Annotated in this window: 19 protein-coding genes and 1 tRNA gene; 6 read left to right on the top strand and 14 right to left on the bottom strand. The window is 64.3% G+C overall.

The annotated features are described in order from the left end of the window. The first annotated feature begins 735 nt into the window (after positions 1 to 735). Positions 736 to 828 (top strand) — tRNA-Ser (locus GGD66_RS23875). 148 nt (positions 829 to 976) lie between these two features. On the opposite strand, the gene GGD66_RS23870 is transcribed toward GGD66_RS23875, so the two are convergent. The 9 genes from GGD66_RS23870 to GGD66_RS23825 all read right to left on the bottom strand — a co-directional run bounded on the left by GGD66_RS23870 (position 977) and on the right by GGD66_RS23825 (position 9128). After that, positions 977 to 1186 (bottom strand): hypothetical protein, encoded by a 210-nt coding sequence (locus GGD66_RS23870; protein ID WP_018321085.1) that lies wholly within the window; start codon positions 1184 to 1186, stop codon positions 977 to 979. A gap of 95 nt (positions 1187 to 1281) precedes the next feature. Further along, positions 1282 to 1548: a hypothetical protein gene (locus GGD66_RS23865; protein WP_018321086.1), complete on the bottom strand. Its 267-nt coding sequence runs from the start codon at positions 1546 to 1548 to the stop codon at positions 1282 to 1284. Positions 1549 to 3127: 1579 nt separating this feature from the next. After that, positions 3128 to 4606, bottom strand: a complete 1479-nt coding sequence (gatB, locus tag GGD66_RS23855) for an Asp-tRNA(Asn)/Glu-tRNA(Gln) amidotransferase subunit GatB (RefSeq protein WP_183259142.1) — start codon at positions 4604 to 4606, stop codon at positions 3128 to 3130. Continuing rightward, positions 4603 to 4905, bottom strand: coding sequence for a hypothetical protein (locus GGD66_RS23850; RefSeq protein WP_183259141.1), 303 nt, complete (start codon positions 4903 to 4905; stop codon positions 4603 to 4605). The genes gatB and GGD66_RS23850 overlap by 4 nt, the downstream gene beginning before the upstream one ends. Beyond that, positions 4896 to 6371 (bottom strand): Asp-tRNA(Asn)/Glu-tRNA(Gln) amidotransferase subunit GatA, encoded by a 1476-nt coding sequence (gene gatA, locus GGD66_RS23845; RefSeq protein ID WP_018321090.1) that lies wholly within the window; start codon positions 6369 to 6371, stop codon positions 4896 to 4898. The genes GGD66_RS23850 and gatA overlap by 10 nt, the downstream gene beginning before the upstream one ends. After that, positions 6368 to 6580 (bottom strand): hypothetical protein, encoded by a 213-nt coding sequence (locus GGD66_RS23840; RefSeq protein WP_018321091.1) that lies wholly within the window; start codon positions 6578 to 6580, stop codon positions 6368 to 6370. Before GGD66_RS23840 ends, gatA begins: the two co-directional genes overlap by 4 nt. A 14-nt stretch (positions 6581 to 6594) precedes the next feature. Beyond that, the gene (gene gatC, locus GGD66_RS23835; RefSeq protein WP_028143922.1) at positions 6595 to 6882 is read right to left on the bottom strand and encodes an Asp-tRNA(Asn)/Glu-tRNA(Gln) amidotransferase subunit GatC; all 288 of its coding nucleotides are present in this window, start codon (positions 6880 to 6882) and stop codon (positions 6595 to 6597) included. Positions 6883 to 7022: 140 nt separating this feature from the next. After that, positions 7023 to 8099 carry a nitronate monooxygenase family protein gene (locus GGD66_RS23830; RefSeq protein WP_183259140.1) on the bottom strand — a complete coding sequence of 359 codons (1077 nt, stop codon included), beginning with the start codon at positions 8097 to 8099 and terminating at the stop codon, positions 7023 to 7025. A 54-nt stretch (positions 8100 to 8153) separates the two neighbouring features. Then, the gene (locus GGD66_RS23825) at positions 8154 to 9128 is read right to left on the bottom strand and encodes a nitronate monooxygenase family protein (RefSeq protein WP_183259139.1); all 975 of its coding nucleotides are present in this window, start codon (positions 9126 to 9128) and stop codon (positions 8154 to 8156) included. Positions 9129 to 9225: 97 nt separating this feature from the next. Between GGD66_RS23825 and GGD66_RS23820 the strand changes: the two genes are divergently transcribed. Both GGD66_RS23820 and GGD66_RS23815 read left to right on the top strand, forming a co-directional pair. After that, entirely contained in the window at positions 9226 to 10116 is an 891-nt protein-coding gene (locus tag GGD66_RS23820) for a LysR family transcriptional regulator (RefSeq protein WP_183232105.1), read from the top strand. A gap of 195 nt (positions 10117 to 10311) precedes the next feature. After that, complete coding sequence (locus tag GGD66_RS23815) at positions 10312 to 11247, top strand: cyclase family protein (protein WP_183234491.1); 936 nt, start codon at positions 10312 to 10314, stop codon at positions 11245 to 11247. Between the two features lie 120 nt (positions 11248 to 11367). Here the strand turns inward: GGD66_RS23815 and GGD66_RS23810 are convergent, their stop codons facing one another. After that, complete coding sequence (locus GGD66_RS23810; RefSeq protein WP_092257598.1) at positions 11368 to 13602, bottom strand: DNA/RNA non-specific endonuclease; 2235 nt, start codon at positions 13600 to 13602, stop codon at positions 11368 to 11370. Between the two features lie 272 nt (positions 13603 to 13874). Further along, on the bottom strand, positions 13875 to 14087 hold the full coding sequence (locus GGD66_RS23805; protein WP_091967017.1) for a hypothetical protein: 213 nt from the start codon (positions 14085 to 14087) through the stop codon (positions 13875 to 13877). Positions 14088 to 14132: 45 nt separating this feature from the next. Here GGD66_RS23805 and ruvX point away from each other — a divergent pair, with 45 nt between their 5' ends. Both ruvX and GGD66_RS23795 read left to right on the top strand, forming a co-directional pair. Further along, positions 14133 to 14618: a Holliday junction resolvase RuvX gene (ruvX, locus tag GGD66_RS23800; protein WP_018321099.1), complete on the top strand. Its 486-nt coding sequence runs from the start codon at positions 14133 to 14135 to the stop codon at positions 14616 to 14618. A 3-nt stretch (positions 14619 to 14621) separates the two neighbouring features. Next, complete coding sequence (locus GGD66_RS23795; RefSeq protein WP_092257601.1) at positions 14622 to 15545, top strand: AEC family transporter; 924 nt, start codon at positions 14622 to 14624, stop codon at positions 15543 to 15545. Here GGD66_RS23795 and GGD66_RS23790 read toward each other — a convergent pair. The 3 genes from GGD66_RS23790 to GGD66_RS23780 are packed head-to-tail and all read right to left on the bottom strand — an operon-like array spanning position 15542 to position 18752. Further along, complete coding sequence (locus GGD66_RS23790) at positions 15542 to 16306, bottom strand: CPBP family intramembrane glutamic endopeptidase (RefSeq protein WP_092257604.1); 765 nt, start codon at positions 16304 to 16306, stop codon at positions 15542 to 15544. The genes GGD66_RS23795 and GGD66_RS23790 overlap by 4 nt on opposite strands. A 23-nt stretch (positions 16307 to 16329) precedes the next feature. After that, entirely contained in the window at positions 16330 to 17973 is a 1644-nt protein-coding gene (locus tag GGD66_RS23785; protein ID WP_183259138.1) for an isovaleryl-CoA dehydrogenase, read from the bottom strand. 20 nt (positions 17974 to 17993) lie between these two features. Next, complete coding sequence (locus GGD66_RS23780; RefSeq protein WP_183259137.1) at positions 17994 to 18752, bottom strand: M15 family metallopeptidase; 759 nt, start codon at positions 18750 to 18752, stop codon at positions 17994 to 17996. A gap of 217 nt (positions 18753 to 18969) precedes the next feature. Here GGD66_RS23780 and GGD66_RS23775 point away from each other — a divergent pair, with 217 nt between their 5' ends. Then, the gene (locus GGD66_RS23775; protein ID WP_018321103.1) at positions 18970 to 19917 is read left to right on the top strand and encodes an aspartate carbamoyltransferase catalytic subunit; all 948 of its coding nucleotides are present in this window, start codon (positions 18970 to 18972) and stop codon (positions 19915 to 19917) included. Positions 19918 to 19922 lie beyond the last annotated feature (5 nt).

Raw genomic sequence — 19922 nt, 5'->3', positions numbered from 1 at the left:
GGCTCCTTCGCGTCTTCGGACACACCCGCATGAACGCGAGGGACTTAAGCGAAATGACCTAAACGGGACGACCTCGGGATGCCCCCCTCCGTCGCTCAGTCACAATTACCGAACGTCCTTGCACACACAACAACAGAACGCTTTGAAACGGGCCTATGAAGCTTGTTTTCCGACGGGTGTTGCACAAATAACACGCAGATGTGATCGAAGCGCCCTCGCAACCAATTGTTTTCATTGATGTTTTAGAGACGGTTCCTCCTGCCATCAAAGTTCCCCACTTAAGGCACGGCAAGCGAGATCTCGGCCTGGAGGGGCTTTGACGCACTCGAATCGTGGAATCGCAGGGAGACTCAAGGAGAACGTATCGCCCTGCTCCGCACCTCCCAACCTGATGCAGGCACGGCTTTAAAGGGGTGGACGAGCACCCTTTGTGGATAGCGACCGTTATTGGGCCGGTTGGCGGATGACACGAATCGAACCTTCAGCCGCCCGCTCCCCGCGCCGCATTGATTTTTCCAGTAAACTCAGTCTCTTACGCGAGCAAAGACGTTCTCATAGGCAAAAACCATCTTCGAGATGCGCCGGACGCTCCAACTCTGTGCCCCATTCTCGCAATGTTATGGTCACGCCCCGGGAGCAAAGTGCTTTGTCGCGAAAATCGCTGGGAATATTCGAGCGAAAACACACGCTTCCAAATTGACCCGCCCAAGTAATTAGATGCATAAGGCTCGCACCGGAGAGGTGGCCGAGTGGCTGAAGGCAACGCTTTGCTAAAGCGTCATACGGTCTCAAGCTGTATCGAGGGTTCGAATCCCTCCCTCTCCGCCACCCAGCGGCAGAATCAATCAAGGTCTGGGCGTTCTTTCAGCTGAAAGCGCTCGTGTGACCGGCGCGAAAGCCCGGCGCAAGGATCGACGCGGCCGTTCAGCTCGATTCGCACCATCTTATATGTGTGGGTATGCGTGTTGGTCCGCGCCTAGCGGTGGAACCGCCAGATCCGCCAATGCGAGGGCGAAATCAGCACCGCCTCGCCGGCCCAGACATTGTACCAGACGCCGGACCTGCGCCGGCACGGAAACGACCAGGGCAGAATCCCAGTCTTGTGCGGACGTCCGAGTTCCAGATCGCACTCATCGGGAGCGATCTGAATCGGCAGCCATCGTCCATTGGTATCGGGCTCGCTCATGCCGCACGGGTCTTATGTGGCGGCACGACGAAGAAACTTGATTCAGCGCAACCAGGCCCACCCGTGCGAACACGGGTGCGGATGCGATTCTCGGTTCAGTGCGTGGAGACCCACGCCCTCGCCTCGCGCTGTGCGGCCGAGATCTCGGCATCCGACATCTGCCCGGCGACTTCCTGGCGCAGCGTCACGGCGTCCTTGCGGCCCTTCAGGGCGGCGAGGTTGAACCATTTGTGCGCGGCGACGAGATCGACGAGCCCGGAACGGCCGCTCGCCCAATAGATCCCGCGCTCGAACAGCACGTCCGACAGCGCGGTCGCGTCGATCGGCGTTGCCGTCTCCAGATCGAAAGTACCCTGAAACATAACGCATCCCCTTTTTTCTTGTGCCTTGCTCCCCCGAGCGCGGCTCCCGTCCAACTCTGATGTGCATGACCCTTGCTGGGACCGCGCACTGTTCAACTCATCCCTTGGGCTTCTTGCCCAACGCCGTTTGCCGGCTTGTTGGAGGCGATGATGGCGGGCAAATTTGAATGGCAGTTTAAGTATCGCGATGAAGCAGACGTAAACGCGAGCGCGCGGCGCCGGCGCGCAGAATTCAAGAAGTCGCTGATTTGCAGGCACTTCTGCGTTTCGTCAGATTTGGTTTACCCTGGGATTTTGGGACATCGATAACCATCGCGCGCGGTGGACGCATCCTGCGGCGTCCCCACTCGCTATCGTCGCCCGCGCCCGGGCTATCGCCAAGGCTTCGCCTGGCCCCGTCGTCCTTGAGCGCCGAAGCTTCGGCGAAGGCGGCAGAAGGGTGACCGGCACTCCAGAGATGGCAATGTCGCACGAGCAGCCCGGCGTACTGGATCGCCCGGCCGGAGCGCGGCGATGACACCGCGAAGAATGGCGAAAGCGGCGTGCGAGCAGCGCGCAATCAGGCCCCAGCCCTCGCCTGCCCAAGGTGGAGCGGCCAGCGCAACGATGACGCCGTGGTCAGATCAGCAATGTGGGGAAAAGGAAATGCCGGCAATACCCCGGCCTCAGGAGAACGAGGGCGTCGGCGAACACGTCAGGACCAGATTCCACTTTGACCGCGAGGCCACTCGTGAAATTGCAGAACCGGAGAACCGGCCCCGCACCGAACGAAGAAAACTAGTTTCTTCTGCCGGACCGCAAAGAGAACGGTCCGACCGTTGACCTGATGTCTCGCCGACACCCTCTATCGTCGACCAGAACCTCTAGGAGGCGCTGATGACGTGCCGGCTGCTGGAGCCGGCAACTTCAGAAGCGAAGTTACTTCTTCTTCTTCGCGACCTTGCGGGTCTTCTTCGCAGTCTTCTTCACTGCGCTCTTCGCCTTCTTCGCCTTCTTCGCTTTCTTGGCCATGTTGCCCTCCGATGTGTGAGATGGCTTTAATCGCTGCGTGCAGTCGGGGATCGAATGCACACTCATCCCGAATACACCAACACAACGAAAAAAACAGCGTCTCGCTTAAAGAAGTGTTGACGACGCAACGCGCGTGCGCTTGGCGAACGCGATGCAAGCGCACCGAACGACACGTGCGAGCGACCGCACAGCGTGCGCGCAGCATCGACGTTCGCGGCGGATGCGATTGCAGAAAAACACTATGCAGCAAGTATTTTTCTTTGCGTGCGCATCGCGCGCGATCAACGCGATGATGCGCATCGCCGATCCCGCGATCACCTCGCAAGGGCGCTTCGCGGACTCTGAGTCGCGATTTTTGGCAACGAAAATATTTTCATGCTTAACGGCGCGAACGCTCGCCGGAGCGTGTGCGAGCCGCCGTTTTGCGCGAATCGCGTGACGGCGATTCGGCCGCTGCATCGCGTCTGGTCGGGATGAAGTTTACCGCCGAGGGTGCGCGCGAGCGTCGCATCGAGAACCGACAGCGAGGTGACGGAGCGTGTCCGTCACCTCGTTCGAACGCGCGAGGTTAGAGGCCGAGCTTCGACTTGAGCACGTCGTTGACGCTCTGCGGATTGGCCTTGCCGCCCGACGCCTTCATCACCTGGCCGACGAACCAGCCGAGCGATTGCGGCTTGTCCTTGACCTGCGCGGCCTTGTCGGGATTGGCCGCGATGATGTCGTCGACAACCTTTTCGATCGCCGAAAGATCCGTGACCTGCTTCATGCCGCGGCTTTCCACCAGCGCGCGGGGATCGCCGCCCTCCTGCCAGACGATCTCGAACAGATCCTTGGCGATCTTGCCCGAGATCGTGCCCTCTCCGATCAGGTCGATGATGCCCGAGAGCTGCTCGGCGCTGACCGGAGAGCCCGTAATATCCCGGCCTTCCTTATTGAGACGGCCGAACAGCTCGTTGATCACCCAGTTCGCCGCCATCTTGCCGTCGCGCGCGCGGTTGCCGAGCTTCTCGAGCACGGTCTCGTAGAACACCGCGCTCTCGCGCTCGGCGACCAGCACGCTCGCGTCATAGGCCGACAGGCCGAGATCGGCGACGAAGCGCGTCTTCTTCTGGTCCGGCAGCTCCGGAAGCTTCGCCTTCAGCTCGTCGACGAATTCCTGGCTGAACTCCAGCGGCAGCAGGTCGGGATCGGGGAAGTAGCGATAGTCATGCGCCTCTTCCTTGGACCGCATCGAGCGGGTCTCGCCCTTGTTGGGATCGAACCGACGCGTCTCCTGCTCGATCTGACCGCCGTCCTCCAGGATCTCGATCTGGCGCCGCGCTTCATACTCGATCGCCTGGCCGATGAAGGTGATCGAGTTCATGTTCTTGATTTCGCAGCGGGTGCCGAGCGGCCCACCGGGCTTGCGCACGGAGACGTTGACGTCGGCGCGCAGGCTTCCCTTCTCCATGTCACCGTCACAGGTGCCGAGGTAGCGCATGATCGAGCGTAGCTTGGTCACATAGGCCTTGGCCTGCTCGGCGTCGCGGATGTCCGGTTTCGAGACAATCTCCATCAGCGCCACGCCACAGCGGTTGAAATCGATGTAGGACAACGACGGCGACCGGTCGTGCAGCATTTTGCCGGGATCCTGCTCCAGATGCAGCCGCTCGATGCCGATGGAGACACTGCGGCCGCCGTCGAGATCGACGATTACCTCGCCCTCGCCCACGACAGGCGACTTGTACTGGCTGATCTGGTAGCCCTGCGGCAGGTCGGGATAGAAGTAGTTCTTCCGGTCGAACACCGAACGCAGATTGATCTGCGCGTTGAGACCGAGCCCGGTCCGGACAGCCTGCCTGACGCATTCCTCGTTGATGACGGGCAGCATGCCCGGCATCGCGGCATCGACCAGCGACACCTGCGTGTTCGGCTCGCCGCCGAATGCGGTCGAGGCGCCCGAGAACAGCTTTGAGTTCGACGTCACCTGGGCGTGGATCTCCATGCCGATGACCACCTCCCAATCACCGGTGGCGCCCTTGAGAAGCTTGTGCGTGGCCGTGCTCATGTCGTGCTCCCGAGCAGCGTGACAGCGATCCGCTCCCACTCCGCTTCCAATGAATCCTTTGCCGCGGGCTGGCCGGCCTGGCGGTACCAGTAGCCGGCATTGCCGAGATCGCCCTCGACGCGGTGCAGATAGGCGTGCACCCAGGCGGCGTCGCGGCCCTGGTCGTCCTGGACGATCTTGTGCGCCTGATCCCAATCGCCCTTGGCGGCCCACCACAGGCCGGCGAGCGGCGCGCTCAGGTGTGGCGCGGGCGCCGCGCCGTCGAGGCTCGCGATGAACGCCGCGGCATTCACCACCACCTCGCGGGCGTGAAGCGGCCGGCCGCCTGCTCAATCACCTCGCCGAGCGAGAACAGCGTCTCCTCCTCGAACGGACGGCCGATCAGCTGCAGGCCGAGCGGCAGGCCTTGCGCGTCCTTGCCGGCGGGCACCGCGATGCCGGGCAGGCCCGCCATGTTCACGGTCACCGTGAAGATGTCGTTGAGATACATCTCGACCGGATCCGCGCCGCCCTTCTCGCCGATACCGAAGGCCGCCGACGGCGTCGCCGGCGTCAGGATCGCGTCGACGCCCCGCGCGAAGCAATCCTCGAAATCCTTCTTGATCAGCGTGCGCACCTTTTGCGCGCGCAGATAATAGGCGTCGTAATAGCCGGCCGAGAGTACATAGGTGCCGATCATGACGCGGCGGCGAACCTCTGCGCCGAAACCTTCGGCGCGGGTGTTCTCGTAGAGCTCGACGATGTTCTTGGCCTGCTCGCGCAGGCCATAGCGGACCCCGTCATAGCGCGCGAGGTTGGAGGATGCCTCCGCCGGCGCCACGATGTAATAGGCCGGCAGCGCGTATTTGGTGTGCGGCAGCGACACCTCGACCAGCTCGGCGCCGGCCGCCTTCAGCCAGGCCGCGCCTTCGCTCCAGAGTTTCTCGATCTCGGCCGGCATGCCGTCGAGACGATACTCCTTGGGGATGCCGATCTTCATGCCCTTCACGGACTTGCCGATCGCGGCCTCGTAATCCGGCACGGCGATGTCGACCGAGGTCGTGTCCTTGGGGTCATGGCCGGCCATCGAGCGCAGCAGCATCGCGGCATCGCGCACGCTGCGCGCGATCGGGCCTGCCTGGTCGAGCGAAGAGGCAAAGGCGACAATGCCCCAGCGCGAGCAGCGGCCATAGGTCGGCTTGATGCCGACGGTCGCGGTGAACGCCGCCGGCTGGCGGATCGAGCCGCCGGTGTCGGTCGCGGTCGCACCCATGCAGAGCAGCGCCGCCACGGCCGAGGCCGAGCCGCCGGACGAGCCGCCGGGCACCAGCGTGGTGTTGCTGCCCTCGCGCCGCCAAGGATTGCCCACGGGACCGAAGCACGAGGTCTCGTTCGCCGAGCCCATCGCGAACTCGTCATTGTTGAGCTTGCCGAGCATCACCGCACCGTCGCGCCACAGCTGCGAGGTGATGGTGGACTCGTAGGTCGGCACGAAATTGCCGAGGATCTTCGAGCATGCCGTGGTGCGCACGCCCTTGGTCGCGAACAAATCCTTGATGCCGAGCGGAATGCCGGCGAGCGGGCCGGCATCGCCCTTGGCGATCTTCTCGTCCACGGCCTTGGCCATGTCGCGCGCCTGCTCCGGCGTCTCCATCACGAAGGCGTTAAGCACGCGCGCGGCTTCGATCGCGCTCAGATGCGCGTCGGTCAGCTCGAGGGACGTGAAAGTCTTGTCGGCGAGACCCTTGCGGGCCTCGGCGAGCGTCAGCGATGTCAAATCGGTCATTTATTGATCGGGCTGCAGAAGAACGGAGACAGGGTCTTGTCGTTGGCCGGGTCGTCTTTTTTGGCGGCCGCATTTGCAGCGGCCTCGATCTCGTCGAGCACGGCATTGACGGCGACGTTGGGATCGGCAGCCTTGCCCTGCCGCTCCATCTTGTCGAGATAGTTCATGTAGGCCTGATAGGCCTTCTCATCGTCGCAAAGCAGGCACATCGGATCTAACCTGTTTATTCAACGACCTTGGGCACCAGGAAGAAGTGACCTTCGGTCGCGGGCGCGTTGGCAACGATATCGTCGGCGATCTCGCCGTCATCGACCACGTCCTGCCGCTTCTTCATCTGCATCGGCGTGACCGAGGTCATCGGCTCCACGCCCTCGACATTGACCTCCGAGAGCTGCTCGACGAAGGCGAGCATGGCGTTGAGCTCGCCCTGCAGATGCGGAACCTCGCCCTCGGAAACCGCGATGCGCGCCAGATGCGCGATGCGGCGGACGGTAGCGGCGTCGACGGACATTATATAAGGCCTCTCACGGCAAAACCTATGTGCCGTATAGCAGAGGCCGGTTTTGCGCCGCAACCGGCGCTAGCGCATGATCCGGAAAAGTGTGAAGCGGTTTTCCGAAAAGATCATGCGCAAACAAGAACCTAAAGCGCTTAGCTGGCCAGCGCTTTCATGCGGGCCAGCGCCGATTTGGCAAAATCCCGGGTCAGTTCGGCCGCAGGGACCTCGCGGCCCAGCGCCACGGCCTGTCCAGCCCAGAGATTGGTGAAATCCACCCTGCCCTGCTTTTCGGCAGCCGTCTTCAACGGTCCCAGCGCGGTCGCGGCATGAGGAAACGGCGGTGCGTCCGGGGAGATCGGGCCGGCCTCGCGCATCAGGCGGTTCTGGATGCCCCGCGCCGGCCGGCCGGTCATGACATTGGTGATCACGGTGGAATCGTCCCGCGCTTCAGCCAGCGCCTTGCGGCCGCCGGCGCTGACCTTGGACTCCGGACAGCGCAGATAGGCGCTGCCGATCTGCACGCCCGAGGCACCGAGCGCGAAGGCGGCGGCGATGCCGCGCCCGTCCGCGATGCCACCGGCCGCGATCACCGGCACCTTCACGGCATCGGCGACCTGCGGCACCAGCGCGAACGTGCCGGGCTGCTCGGAGATCTTGTCGGTCAGGAACATGCCGCGATGGCCGCCGGCCTCGGCGCCTTGCGCAATGACGGCATCGACGCCGCGCTGTTCGAGCCAGACCGCCTCCTTCACCGTCGTCGCCGACGAGATGACGAGGCAGCCAGCGGCCTTGACGCGCTTGAGCAGCGCCTGCTCCGGGAGACCGAAATGGAAGCTGACGATCTCGGGCTTCAGTTCCTCGACGACCTCGCAGAAGGCGGCATCGAACGGCGCGCGGTTCGCCGCAGCGACCGGCGCCCCGGGATCGAGACCATGCTCGATGTAATAGCCTGTGAGCCGCTGCTTCCAGCGCGCTTCAGCCTCTGTCGAAAGGTCAACCGGCGTGTGGCAGAAGAAGTTCATGTTCACCGGCGCCTTCACGCGCTGGCGGATGATGTTGACCTGCTCGCGCGCCTTCTCCGGCGACAGCATCGCGCTCGGCAACGAGCCGAGCCCACCGCCCTCTGCCACGGCGATCACCAGCTCCGCATCCATCACACCCGCCATCGGCGCCAGCACGATCGGAAATTCGGTCTTGAAGAGGTCGATCAGTCGACGGTCAGGCCACATCGTTGTTCTCTCTCGTTTCTCTTACCCTCCCCTGGAGGGGGAGGGTGAAGAATCCTACCCCGCGACTACCGAGTTCCGCCGCCCGGCAAGAAGCTGCCCGGCCTCAATCGCAATCCGCTCGACGATCTCGGCTGCCGGTGGAATATCATGGATCAGGCCGACCGCCTCGCCTGCGATCACGGCGGCGACGTCGAAATTGCCGGCTGCCTTGGCCGCGGCATAATCCGCCGCGACCCCAGCGACATTCTGCATCAACTCGACCTCGCGACCACTCCAGCGCCGGGCATGATCATTGACCAGACACCGCCCGGTAAACGGCGCCGGCCAGACATTGTTGCGGGAGAGATCGAAGATGATGCCGCGCACAGTCGAGCCGCTGCTTGCCGCGCAGATGCGCCGCTTGGCCTCCTCTGCACCGTCGGCCTCCTCACTCGCATAGAAGCGCGTGCCAAGCAGCACGCCACTCGCGCCCAGCATCATCATCGCAGCAAGCCCACGCCCATCGGCGATGCCGCCGGCCGCAACCACCGGCACGCCCGCGGCAAGATCTACGATTGCGGGCACGAGATCGACCGTGGTGCGGGAGGCGCCGTGACCGCCCGCCTCCGTCCCCTGCGCGATCAGGATATCGGCGCCGGCTTCGAGCGCCTGCCGCGCCATCGCCTCGTCCTGTACCTGGCAGATCAGACGCGCCCCGGCCGACTTGATCTTGTTCGCGAACGGCGCAGGATCTCCGAACGATAGCATGATCGCGGATGGTCTTGCGCCGAGCGCGATGTCGAGAAGCTCGGGCCGCTTGGCGAGGCTCCATGTAATGAAGCCGATCCCGAACGGCGCGGACAGCGAAGCGAGCTTCGCGGCCTCCCGCTCCAGCCACGTCCTCTCGCCATAGCCGCCGCCCAGAATGCCAAACCCGCCGGCGCCGCTCACGGCCGCGACCAGACGGCTGCCCGCGATGACATCCATCGGTGCCAGCAGGACGGGATGGCTGATCTCAAGCAGCGTGGTCAGCGGTGTCGCAATGGGCATGGTCCTTCCCCGATCTGGACAGCGAGAGTAAGTGCGATTAGCATTCTCGAAAATTGAATTGTTGCGAACGCTACCATCTCAAACGCGAAACGGTACGATGGAACTCAGCGATCTCCAGACCTTTGCGGCCGTCGCCCGCAGCGGCGGCATCACCCGTGCCGCCGAAGAGCTGAACACCGTGCAATCCAACGTCACCCAGCGCGTGAAAGCGCTGGAGGCGGAGATCGGCACGCAGCTGTTCGAACGCCATAGCCGCGGCATGACGCTGACCGGCGCCGGCAAGCGCCTCCTGCCCTATGCTCAGCGGATGGCCGCGCTGTCGCGCGAGGCCGTGCTTGCCGCGCGCGACGACGGCGAGCCGAAGGGACCGCTCGCGATCGGTTCGATGGAGACCACGGCGGCGGTGCGGCTGCCGCCGCTGCTCGCCGACTTCCATCGCCGCTTTCCCGCGGTGCGCCTGTCCTTGCGTACCGCGCCGACAGCCGACCTCGTCGCGAGCGTGCTCGAAGGCGCGCTCGATGGTGCCTTCGTCGCAGGTCCGATCGCGCACGACGACCTCACTGCGACGAGCGCCTTCCGCGAGGAGCTGGTGCTGGTCAGCGCGCGGCGCTGGACCTCCCTCGCCGAGCTGCGCGCCGGCACGCCGGAGTCCGGCCCGACGGCACTGGTGTTTCGCACCGGCTGCACCTACCGCCAGCGGCTCGAGCAGGTGTTCGTCGAGTTCGGCTGGCCCTCAGCCACGCGCTTCGAGCTCGGCACGCTTGACGGCATGATCGGCTGCGTCGCCGCCGACATGGGCGTGACGTTGCTGCCGCGTGCCGTCGTCGAGCGCAGCGCAATGAACGGCAGCGTCTCGATGCACACGCTGAGCACCTCGCACGCGCGCGTCGAGACACTCTTCATCCAGCGCCGCGCCGGACATCAATCCAGCGCGCTGAGCGGATTTGCCGCTTGCCTGAAGTCCGATGAGGACGTCATCGCGGCCTGACGCGGTGAGACGTTCCATCGCACGAAATTCAACGTCACAAATCTGCCGTACTTGAATCCGTCGACGTCGCGCTGCGTTCGGCGGCCGCAGCACCGCGCGCTGAAATATTTTGAAGCGCAGACGCCTTTGACGTTAGGATGCGGCACTGCCAGCGCAAATTACCATAACGAAGCCAAAACATCGGGAGGACTATCGATGCGCAATACGTTCGTGTTGTGCTGCGTCGCCGCGTTGTCGGCGACGATCCAAACAGCAAACGCACAGGACTGGACCAAATCGAAATGGGGGCCGAACGACGAAATCGGCGCCGCCAACTACATGACGCCGGAGCTCGTGGTGAAAGCCGCCTCTCTGGTGAAGACCGGCAAGACCTACGCACTCGGTATTCCCGTCACGCCGCAGACGCCGGCCTATCCGCCGCGCGCCTTCAAGCTCACCATCGTGCAGCCCGGACAGGCCGGCATTCCAGGCCTCGGTCCCAACAAGGCCACCTATAACGACGACATCCTCGACACCTGGGTCGGCATCGGCAGCCAGCTCGACGGGCTCGGTCATCTCGGCGTCGAGCACGTCTATTACAACGGCAACAAGCTCGCCGACTTCGCCGATCCGAACGGATTGAAGAAGCTCGGCATCGAAAAGGTGCCGCCGATGGTCACGCGCGGCGTGCTGCTCGACATGGCCGCCTATTTCAAGACCGACGTGGTGAAGGAAGGAACCGCCTTCAACGTCAAGGAGATCGAGGAAGCCGCCAAGCAGCAGAACGTCGAGATCCGGCAAGGCGACGTCGTCATCTTCCACACCGGCTGGCTCAGCCTGATCGGCAAGGACGACAAGCGCTATTCCGCCGGTGAGCCCGGCCTCGGCGTCGAAGGCGCGAAGTATTTGACCGGCAAGGGCGTCGTCGCAGTGGGTGCCGATACCTGGGCCCTCGAGGTGCTGCCGTTCGAATCCAAGAACGTGTTCGAGGTGCACCAGATCCTGCTTGCGATGAATGGGACCTATATCCTCGAGAACATGGACACCGCCGCGCTCGCGCGCGACAAGGGCTATGAATTCCTGTTCGTGCTGGGCCAGCCGCGCTGGACCGGCGGCGTGCAGGCAATGATCAACCCGATCGCGATCCGCTGACATCGGACGCGCGTCTGGCGAAAGAAACCGGGTGAGGACTTGCAATGCCTCGATAGAGCGCACCGCTGCCCTCACCCGAACGTCGCCTCGGTTTCGCTGCCTCGCGAACCGAAGCGCTCATCAGAGTCGAATGTCCTCATAGGACTCGATCCGCCGCGGGCCGACCGAGGTCGCCTCGTGCGAATCCGCATCAGTGAGATTGCCGAAATCGAGCTTGGTCAACTTCGCGAGGTCCGCGATCGAGACCTGGAAGACACTGACATCCTCCTCCGACATCTTTTCGCGCAGATCCGCCTCCTGGATGCGATCGATCTCCATGACCAGCTTTCGCTGGCTCATCAGGAAGGCCGCCGCCTTGAGCGCGTCGTCATCCTCGTTGCGCCGGATCAGGATCTTCCAGAAATACTTCGGGATCTGAACGCCGCCGAAGCTCGGATCCTTGTGCGGCCGCCCGGCCGGATTGGGCAGATCGGATCCATCGGCATCCGGCCCGTCGAACACCGGACCGTTCATGACGATGCCCTTCTCCTCGCCTTCAAGCAGGACATCGCGCGTGTAATCTTCCAGGCCCGCCCAGAGCTGCTTACCCTGGTTGAACGAGAAGAATTGCGGCGAGCAGTTGGTGAAGTGGAAGGAATCGTCGCCATGCTGCTTGGCCGCGGCGACGGTGTCGCCCCAGGTCGCATCGAGGCGGCGCACGAGATGACCGCGATCGAACGGATTCCTGCTGCGGTCCGCCTCGAACGTGGCCTGCTTGCGGTAGAATTCGTCGCCGATCTGGGCATCGTCGTCGATGCGCGGATCGCGCAGCCAGGAATCGCCTTCGCGCTTGCCGACGTCTTGTTGCTGCCCGCCGTCGATATTGACACAGCTGAAGAAGGCGAGCCGGCGCTCCTTGTTCATGACGACGCTGTAGTTGAAATATTTCAGCTCGGACTGCCTGGAGCTTCCCTTGAGCGTCGCGATTCTGGACTTGAGCGCGGCCGGAATTTTCGGCAGGGCCACCGAGAATTTACCGGTGCCGAGGAAATTCGCCTTGTATCCGGGACGCGATTTCAGCGTGCTCTGATCGATATGCACGGCCTCCATGGGCAGGCCGTTCGCACTGATGCGAGGCAGGAGGGCGGCCGGCGGAGCGATCAACGGCTTGCCACCGTTCGGCATACCGCCGTTCTGCATTCCGCCGTTCTGCGCCCCTCCGTTGCCCCCAGCCGGGCCCGGCACGGGTGCCAGCGGCGCGAACGGAATCTCCTTCCTGAACATCGGCAGCGGCACGCGGATAGGGACCACCAGCGAGGTGCCGTCGAGCGACTGCTCGACCCAGACATTGGCGCTGAACGCAGGCGCGGCGACCGGCGCGCGGGCCTTCTCGACCTCGAGCCGGATCGGCGGCTCCTCCTCGTCCAGCACCGGCTTGATCAAGGGATGAGAGCCAACGGCGACCTTGAGATCGGCGACGATCGCGCTGATCCGGATGCCTTCATTGGCGATCCAGTCGATCAGGGTTTCGTCCATTGACGGCTTCCACACCTTGCCGTCCTTGGTCAGGGTGCGGCCCTGCGCATCCTTCCGGGGAACGCCACTGTGGTGCAGCGCGACCACCTGCCAGAAGCGGTTGAACGCCGGCGAGCCCGACGATCCCGCCGTCGTATCGGTGTTGTACCAGAGGAAGTCGCCGACATATTTGAGCAGCTTGTTCTCGCGGACGCAGACCTGCTTCATCTGCCCGCTGGGGTGCTGGACGATGGTGAGGTACTCGCCGGGGTCTGCCTTGCCGGGCGCGCCGCTGAGCGGCAACCATCCCCAATCCTCGAGCTCCTCGTGGCCCGACAGCGAGGTCGGCGCCACCGCGACGACCGAGAAATCCAGCCTGTCATTGGTGTAGAAGAACTTGCCCGGCTCGAAACCGAACCGCACAGGCACACGCTCTTGTCCGGAGACGTCGAGCTCGTAGTTGAAATCGGCGATCGAATTGGCGGCGTCGGCCGGCTTGCCGAAGACATGATGGTTTGTCAGCAGCAGGCCCGGCCCGATCAGAAAGCCCGAGCCGTAGCCGAGCAGGTTCGACTTGAGATCCCTGAGCTGAATGCGGCAGACCGAGCGCGAGGCCGCAGTCCCCTTGGCGAGATAGTTGATGCTGTCGAGATCATTGCCCTGGATGATGCGCTCCAGGCCGATCTCGGCCTTCTCCACGTCCTGCGTCTCGGCCAGCAGCTGGCGCTGGCGCACGCGCATCTTCTCGACCGTCATCTCGATCGGACCGTCGCCCAGTTTCCGGTTCAAGGCTTCGGGCGAGAACTCGGCTTGCTTGAATCGCCTTTCTGAGCCCGCGATCAGGCTTGGCTTGATGAGCATCGGTGACCTCTCAAATGACTGGCGAATATTGGACCTGGTGAGCGCCTGAAAAAATCTGCGCGAAGTTGCAGCGCGGGCCGTATGGCCGATCGCTGCCGATCGTTCTGGAAATCGGGGCTCCGCCCCACACTACTTTAGACCTGTACATCTCCTGCCACGCAACCACCGGCATCATGCCATGGTCTGCAATGTCACCAGTGTGAGATTTCCCACATTTGATCGAAGCGCCCGCGCATCACGATTTCGCGCGCTGCTTGCTGCCGCTGGATCATCTACGGCTTCAGCTGCCACCGCCGCAGCGCCACGACGGCCCAGATCGCTTCGACCAGGCCGAACGGCCAGGCGCCCTGGAGAAAGCCGTAGGCCGATCCGAGCGCGCAGGACGCGGCGAACAGCAGCACGAACCAATGGCTGCGATCTTCCAGGGCGTAAGTGACCAGCATCGCCGTGACGGCGAACAGGCCGAATAATGTCAGCGCATCCATTGTTCCGGGTTCACTCCGCGGCGCGACGCATGATATGCGCTACGCATGCCGGCTCTTATCCTGCCCCTCATCGATGCTGCAACCCACTGGCCCGCCCGCGGCGCGCTGGTCGGGCTCGACCTCGGCACCAAGACCATCGGCGTTGCGGTGTCCGATCCAGACCGGCGGCTTGCGACCGGCGTCGAGACGATCCAGCGCAAGCAGTTCAAGCAGGACGCCGCCCGGCTGCTCGCGATCGCGGCCGAGCGCAGGGTGGTCGGCTTCGTGCTCGGCCTGCCCATCAACATGGACGGCAGCGAGGGTCCGCGCGCTCAATCCACCCGCGCCTTCGCCCGCAATCTCGCCGGCCTGACCGCCCTCCCCATCGGCCTGTGGGACGAGCGCCTCTCGACCGCGGCCGTCGAACGCGAGCTGATCGGCATGGACGTCAGCCGCGCCAAGCGCGCCGAGGTGATCGACGAGCACGCCGCGATCTTCATCCTGCAGGGCGCGCTCGACCGCCTCGCCAATCTGCGTCCAGGGACCGCCTGACCGATGGCCGTCGTGATCGCGGCGCTGCTGCCGGTCTTCATCCTCATCGTGCTCGGAATCGTGCTGAAGCGCAGCCTGATGCGGATCGACACGCAATGGCACGGGCTGGAGCGACTGACCTATTTCGTGCTGTTTCCGATGCTGCTGATCCAGACACTGGTGAAGGCCGACCTCTCCAAGGTGCCGGTCGCCGGCGTCGGCGGTGCGCTGCTGCTGTCGGCACTGGCGATGTCGCTGCTCTGCCTCGCGCTCCGCCCTGCCCTGGCGCGGCTCGATATCGACGGCCCCGCCTTCACCTCGATCTTCCAGGGCGCGACGCGCTGGCAGACCTTCGTCGGGCTGTCGGTCGCCGCCAACATGTTCGGCGATGTCGGGCTGGCGCTCGCCTCCGTGGCGATGGTCGCGATCATTCCCCTGGTCAACGTGTTGAGCGTCGTGGTGCTCGCTCATTACGCCGCGCCCGAGAAGCAGTCCGCAGGCACGATCGTCATGACGGTGATCCGCAATCCGCTGATCTGGGCCTGCGCGATCGGGCTCTTCGTCAATGTCACCCACCTGCCGTTGCCAAAACTCTGGCACGACGTGGCGGACGCGCTCAGCCGCTCCTCGCTCGCGATCGGCCTGCTCGTCACCGGCGCGGGCCTGCATCTCGAAGGCCTCTTGCGTCCAAGCATGGCCGCGGCCATCGGCGTCGTCTTCAAGCTCGCACTGATGCCTGCGCTGGCGCTGGCGCTGGCCGCCTGGTTCGGCCTGTCAGGCGACAGCCGCGCGATCGTGGCGATCTGCGCGGCGGTGCCGACCTCGTCCAGCGCCTATGTGATGGCGCGCCAGATGGGCGGCGACGCGCCGCTGCTGGCGCAGATCATCACGCTGCAGACGATTCTGGCGGCCATCACGATGCCGATCGCGATCGCGCTGGCGGCTTAGCTCCCCAGCCACATCGTCAGCACCACCGCGGTGAGATTGTTCAGCGCGTGCAGCACGATGGTGAGCCAGAGCGAATTCGCCCGATAGCGCATATAGCCGAACCACAGGCCGATGGTGAAGACTTCGGCGAGGAAGTACATGTCGTATTGTAGGTGCACGATGGTCCAGACCAGCGACGACAGCAGGATCGCGCCCGGCACGCGCAAAAAGCTCGCCGACCAGCCGCGATAGAGGAATCCGCGCGCCAGGATCTCTTCCGACATCGGCGCAGCCACGCTGAAGGCGAATAGCAGCAACAGCGCCGCGCCCTTGTCGCGGCCCGATTTCAACAGATCAGTCATGAAGCCCGGCGTCGCCTCGCGGCCGAGCGCGCGCGACATCGTCTCCCAGACCAGCACCAGCAGGATGAGGCCGACCGCACCGAACAGGAGCTGCTTCCAGGACGGCCAATGCAGCGCGAGATAGTCGACGAACGAGGCCTTCTTGATGGCAATGGCGAGCCACACCGCCAAAAGCGTCGCCGGCAGGCCCATGATGACCGACAGCGCGAGCGCCTGCGGATCGTGGCCGACCGCCTGGAGCGAGGCGAAGTCCATGGGAAGACCACGCTGTGCCACCAGCAGGACGACGGCGCCGATCTGCCCGACGAACATCGCGGCGAAGATAAAGAGGCCCCACAACGCGGTGCCCCAGAACATCCAGACGCGCGGCGGCGCTGGCGTCATAGTCAGCGGCGGATGGTCGGGATTGAGGGAGTCCATCAGAAGGCTTTCGTTGGGAAGACTCACGGCAGCGCCCGCTCCAGCAGCGCGCGGGCCTCGCCGCTCTCCAGCTCGACGGCGCCGTACATGCTGGCGTGATTGGCCGCAAGGCGCGTGCTCGCGAACAGTTCGGCATTACGCGGCGACACGCCGTTCAATGCCGCAGCAGCGGCCAGCAGCGCCAGTTTCTCAACGGCGAGACGCGCGAAGCGCTCGCCATCGGCGCGGCGGAAAGTCTTGCCGATGAACGCGGCCGCGTCTCCTGCCCCAGGCAAGCCCTTCGTCTCGGCCGCAAGCGATTGCAGCACAGCCGTCGCCGGCTCCGGCTCGCGCGAGAGCGCGCGGAGCACGTCGAGGCACATCACATTGCCCGAGCCCTCCCAGATCGCGTTGACCGGCGACTCCCGGTAGTGCCGCGCCAGAATGCCGTCCTCGACATAGCCGTTGCCGCCGAGGCATTCCATGGCCTCATAGAGGAACGGCGGCGCACTCTTGCAGGTCCAGTATTTGATCGCGGGCGTCAAGAGCCGCATATAGGCGGCCTCCGCCGCATCGTGCGGCGTGCGGTCGAAGGCGCGGCAGAGCCGCATCACCAGCGCCGTGCTCGCCTCGACATGCAGCGCCATGTCCGACAGCACGGCCTGCATCAGCGGCTGATCGGCGAGATGTTTCTGGAACACGCTGCGGTGGCGGGCGTGATGCAGCGCATGCGCAAGCCCCGAGCGCATCAGGCCGACGGAGGCGATCGCGCAATCCTGCCGCGTCAGCTGCACCATCTGGATGATGGTGCGGATGCCCTTGCCTTCCTCGCCGACCCGCTCCGCATAGGCACCGATGAACTCGACCTCGGACGAGGCATTGGAGCGATTGCCGAGCTTGTCCTTGAGCCGCTGGAACTGGATCGCATTCACCGAACCATCCGGCGCGAAGCGCGGCATGAAGAAACAGGTCAGCCCGCTGTCCGCCTGCGCCAGCACCAGGAAGGCATCGCACATCGGCGCCGACATGAACCATTTGTGGCCCGTGATGCGGTAGGCCTCGCCCTCGCGCACCGCGCGCGTCATGTTGGCACGCACGTCGGTGCCGCCCTGCTTCTCGGTCATGCCCATGCCGAGCGTCATGCCGCGCTTCTGCCACCACGGCGCAAAGCTCGGGTCGTAGCTCCGGGTCGACAGCACCGGCATCACCTTGCCGAGCAAATCCGGCTGCATCGCCAACGCGCCGACCGAGGCGCGCGTCATCGTGATCGGACAGAGATGGCCGGTCTCGACCTGTGCGGCCATGTAGAATTTCGCCGCGCGGATGACCTCGGCGGCATCGCCCGCCGGCTTTCCGTCTGCCGTCCAGGTCGAATTGTGCACGCCGGCATGGGCGCTGTGCGCCATCAGCTCGTGATAGGCCGGGTGAAACTCGACCTGGTCGCGGCGGTTGCCTTTTGCGTCGAAGGTGCGCAGCTTCGGCGTATTCTCGTTCGCGACACGCCCGCGATCGGCCATCGCGGCCGAGCCCCACTGCTTCCCAAACTCGGACAGCTCGCGTTCCGCCGCCGCACCGCCATTGGCCTTCACCGCATCGACCAGCGGCCGATCCGCGGCGAACAAGTCGACATCCTCGAACGGCGGCGACTGGTTGAAGACCTCGTGGGTCGCGAAGCTCGGCTGGGTCATGATGCTTCCTCGGCGCGGAATCAGTTCCGGCGCGGCTGGATCGGGAAATCATAGGCCGCCCCGCCGGCCCCCGGCAGGGAAAAATGCCACCACTCCTTCGAATAGTTCACAAAGCCTTGCCTGGCCATCGCAGCCACCAGCCGCCTGCGCCAGACGCGCTGCTCGGAGGTGATCGCCGGTGCCGCGGTATGGCCCTTCGCATCGGTACAGTCGTAGCCGGTGCCCATGTCGACGCTGCCTTCCGGCGCACGCACTTTGACGGGCGCGGTGCAATCGGCATAGGCTCTTGATGGGTCGTATTTGGCGGAGTTGTCAGCCTTCAGATCGACCAAAGTGAGATCGAGCGCGGCGCCCGTCGAATGCTGCGACCGGCTCGCGATGTAGCCGAGGCGGAACAGCTCGGTCTTGGGAATTTTGGGATTGTAGCGCCGCTCGGCGGCGCTCTCGTGACCGTTCTGCGACCACTTGACCATGTCGAGCGAGGCCCGCGCCGGCCGGTAGCAGTCGAACATCTTGAGCGAGAGGTCTTGCGCCGCCAGCTCCTGCTGCACCGCCTTGAGCCGCAGCCCGACTTCGCGCTTCACCACGCACTCGCCGGCGTTGTAGCCGGCGAGCGGCCGGCCGACGAAATTGTTCGCCGTGGCGTAGCGGATGTCCTGGATGATGCTGGGAACGATGTCACGCAGGTAAACAAAGCCGCCGGGGAGCGATTGGGCGTGGGCGGAGGAGATTGAGCTGATAGCTAAAAGTGCGATCAAAATCGACTTGATGAAGCGCATCTAAACTTCCCTGTCATTCCGGGGCGGCTCGAAGAGCCGAACTCCGGTACGCCCTTGCGCACCTGAGAATCTCGGGATTCTCGGGTGCGCGAGGGCGCACCCCAGTTCGATGCTTCGCATCGCCCCGGAATGACAGCAAGACAGATCAGGGGATAACTCACCGCCCCGGCTTTGGCCCTTGCCCCCCCATCCATCCGCGCCTATAGCTCTCGTTTTAATGACATCGAAATCGACCTTCGTCCTCGGCCACCGGCATTTGCTGGGCATCGAGGGCCTTTCCGCGGCCGACATCACCGGCCTCCTCGACTTGTCCGAAGAATATGTCGAGCTCAACCGCCAGGTTGACAAGAAGCGCACCGTCCTGCGGGGACGGACGCAGGTGAACCTCTTCTTCGAGGCCTCCACCCGGACCCAATCCTCGTTCGAGCTCGCCGGCAAGCGCCTGGGTGCCGACGTCATGAACATGTCGGTGTCCTCCTCGTCCATGAAGAAGGGCGAGACGCTGATCGACACCGCCATGACGCTGAACGCGATGCACCCGGATATCCTGGTGATGCGCCATCACGCCTCCGGCGCGGTGGAACTGCTGGCGCGCAAGGTTGACGGTTCCGTGATCAATGCCGGCGACGGCGCCCATGAGCATCCGACCCAGGCCCTGCTCGACGCGCTCACCATCCGCCGCAACAAGGGCCGGATCGAGGGGCTCGTGGTCGCGATCTGCGGCGATGTGCTGCATTCGCGCGTCGCCCGCTCGAACATCATCCTGCTCAACACGATGGGCGCCCGCGTCCGCGTGGTCGGCCCCACCACACTGCTGCCGCCGGGCATCGAGCGGATGGGCGTCGAGGTCGCACGCGACATGCGCGAGGGGCTCAACGGCGCCGACATCGTCATGATGCTGCGGCTGCAGCGCGAGCGCATGAACGGCTCCTTCGTGCCGTCGTCCAGCGAGTACTTCAACTATTTCGGGCTCGACCAGAAGAAGCTCGCCTACGCCAAGCCGGACGCACTCGTGATGCATCCGGGCCCCATGAACCGCGGCGTGGAGATCGACTCGATTGTGGCCGACGGCGCGCAGTCCCTGATCCGCGAACAGGTGGAGATGGGGGTGGCCGTGCGCATGGCCGTGCTGGAAGCGCTCGCCCGTAACCTGCCGAACGCGTGATGCCG

The sequence above is a fragment of the Bradyrhizobium sp. CIR48 genome, assembly GCF_014198315.1.
Taxonomy (GTDB): Bacteria; Pseudomonadota; Alphaproteobacteria; order Rhizobiales; family Xanthobacteraceae; genus Bradyrhizobium.
The sequence above is the reverse complement of the archived record's forward strand: the minus strand, read 5'-3'. Positions and strand labels throughout refer to the sequence as shown.

What these genes read in the sequence shown, in the direction of transcription:
- GGD66_RS23830 (WP_183259140.1), bottom strand. Translation starts at nt 8,099, where the DNA reads ATGTGGCCTGACCGTCGACTGATCGACCTCTTCAAGACCGAATTTCCG.
- gatA (WP_018321090.1), bottom strand. Translation starts at nt 6,371, where the DNA reads ATGACCGATTTGACATCGCTGACGCTCGCCGAGGCCCGCAAGGGTCTC.
- GGD66_RS23810 (WP_092257598.1), bottom strand. Translation starts at nt 13,602, where the DNA reads ATGCTCATCAAGCCAAGCCTGATCGCGGGCTCAGAAAGGCGATTCAAG.
- GGD66_RS23825 (WP_183259139.1), bottom strand. Translation starts at nt 9,128, where the DNA reads ATGCCCATTGCGACACCGCTGACCACGCTGCTTGAGATCAGCCATCCC.
- gatC (WP_028143922.1), bottom strand. Translation starts at nt 6,882, where the DNA reads ATGTCCGTCGACGCCGCTACCGTCCGCCGCATCGCGCATCTGGCGCGC.
- GGD66_RS23820 (WP_183232105.1), top strand. Translation starts at nt 9,226, where the DNA reads ATGGAACTCAGCGATCTCCAGACCTTTGCGGCCGTCGCCCGCAGCGGC.
- gatB (WP_183259142.1), bottom strand. Translation starts at nt 4,606, where the DNA reads ATGAGCACGGCCACGCACAAGCTTCTCAAGGGCGCCACCGGTGATTGG.
- GGD66_RS23815 (WP_183234491.1), top strand. Translation starts at nt 10,312, where the DNA reads ATGCGCAATACGTTCGTGTTGTGCTGCGTCGCCGCGTTGTCGGCGACG.
- GGD66_RS23795 (WP_092257601.1), top strand. Translation starts at nt 14,622, where the DNA reads ATGGCCGTCGTGATCGCGGCGCTGCTGCCGGTCTTCATCCTCATCGTG.
- GGD66_RS23870 (WP_018321085.1), bottom strand. Translation starts at nt 1,186, where the DNA reads ATGAGCGAGCCCGATACCAATGGACGATGGCTGCCGATTCAGATCGCT.
- GGD66_RS23805 (WP_091967017.1), bottom strand. Translation starts at nt 14,087, where the DNA reads ATGGATGCGCTGACATTATTCGGCCTGTTCGCCGTCACGGCGATGCTG.
- GGD66_RS23790 (WP_092257604.1), bottom strand. Translation starts at nt 16,306, where the DNA reads ATGGACTCCCTCAATCCCGACCATCCGCCGCTGACTATGACGCCAGCG.
- GGD66_RS23780 (WP_183259137.1), bottom strand. Translation starts at nt 18,752, where the DNA reads ATGCGCTTCATCAAGTCGATTTTGATCGCACTTTTAGCTATCAGCTCA.
- ruvX (WP_018321099.1), top strand. Translation starts at nt 14,133, where the DNA reads ATGCCGGCTCTTATCCTGCCCCTCATCGATGCTGCAACCCACTGGCCC.
- GGD66_RS23775 (WP_018321103.1), top strand. Translation starts at nt 18,970, where the DNA reads ATGACATCGAAATCGACCTTCGTCCTCGGCCACCGGCATTTGCTGGGC.
- GGD66_RS23785 (WP_183259138.1), bottom strand. Translation starts at nt 17,973, where the DNA reads ATGACCCAGCCGAGCTTCGCGACCCACGAGGTCTTCAACCAGTCGCCG.
- GGD66_RS23865 (WP_018321086.1), bottom strand. Translation starts at nt 1,548, where the DNA reads ATGTTTCAGGGTACTTTCGATCTGGAGACGGCAACGCCGATCGACGCG.
- GGD66_RS23840 (WP_018321091.1), bottom strand. Translation starts at nt 6,580, where the DNA reads ATGTGCCTGCTTTGCGACGATGAGAAGGCCTATCAGGCCTACATGAAC.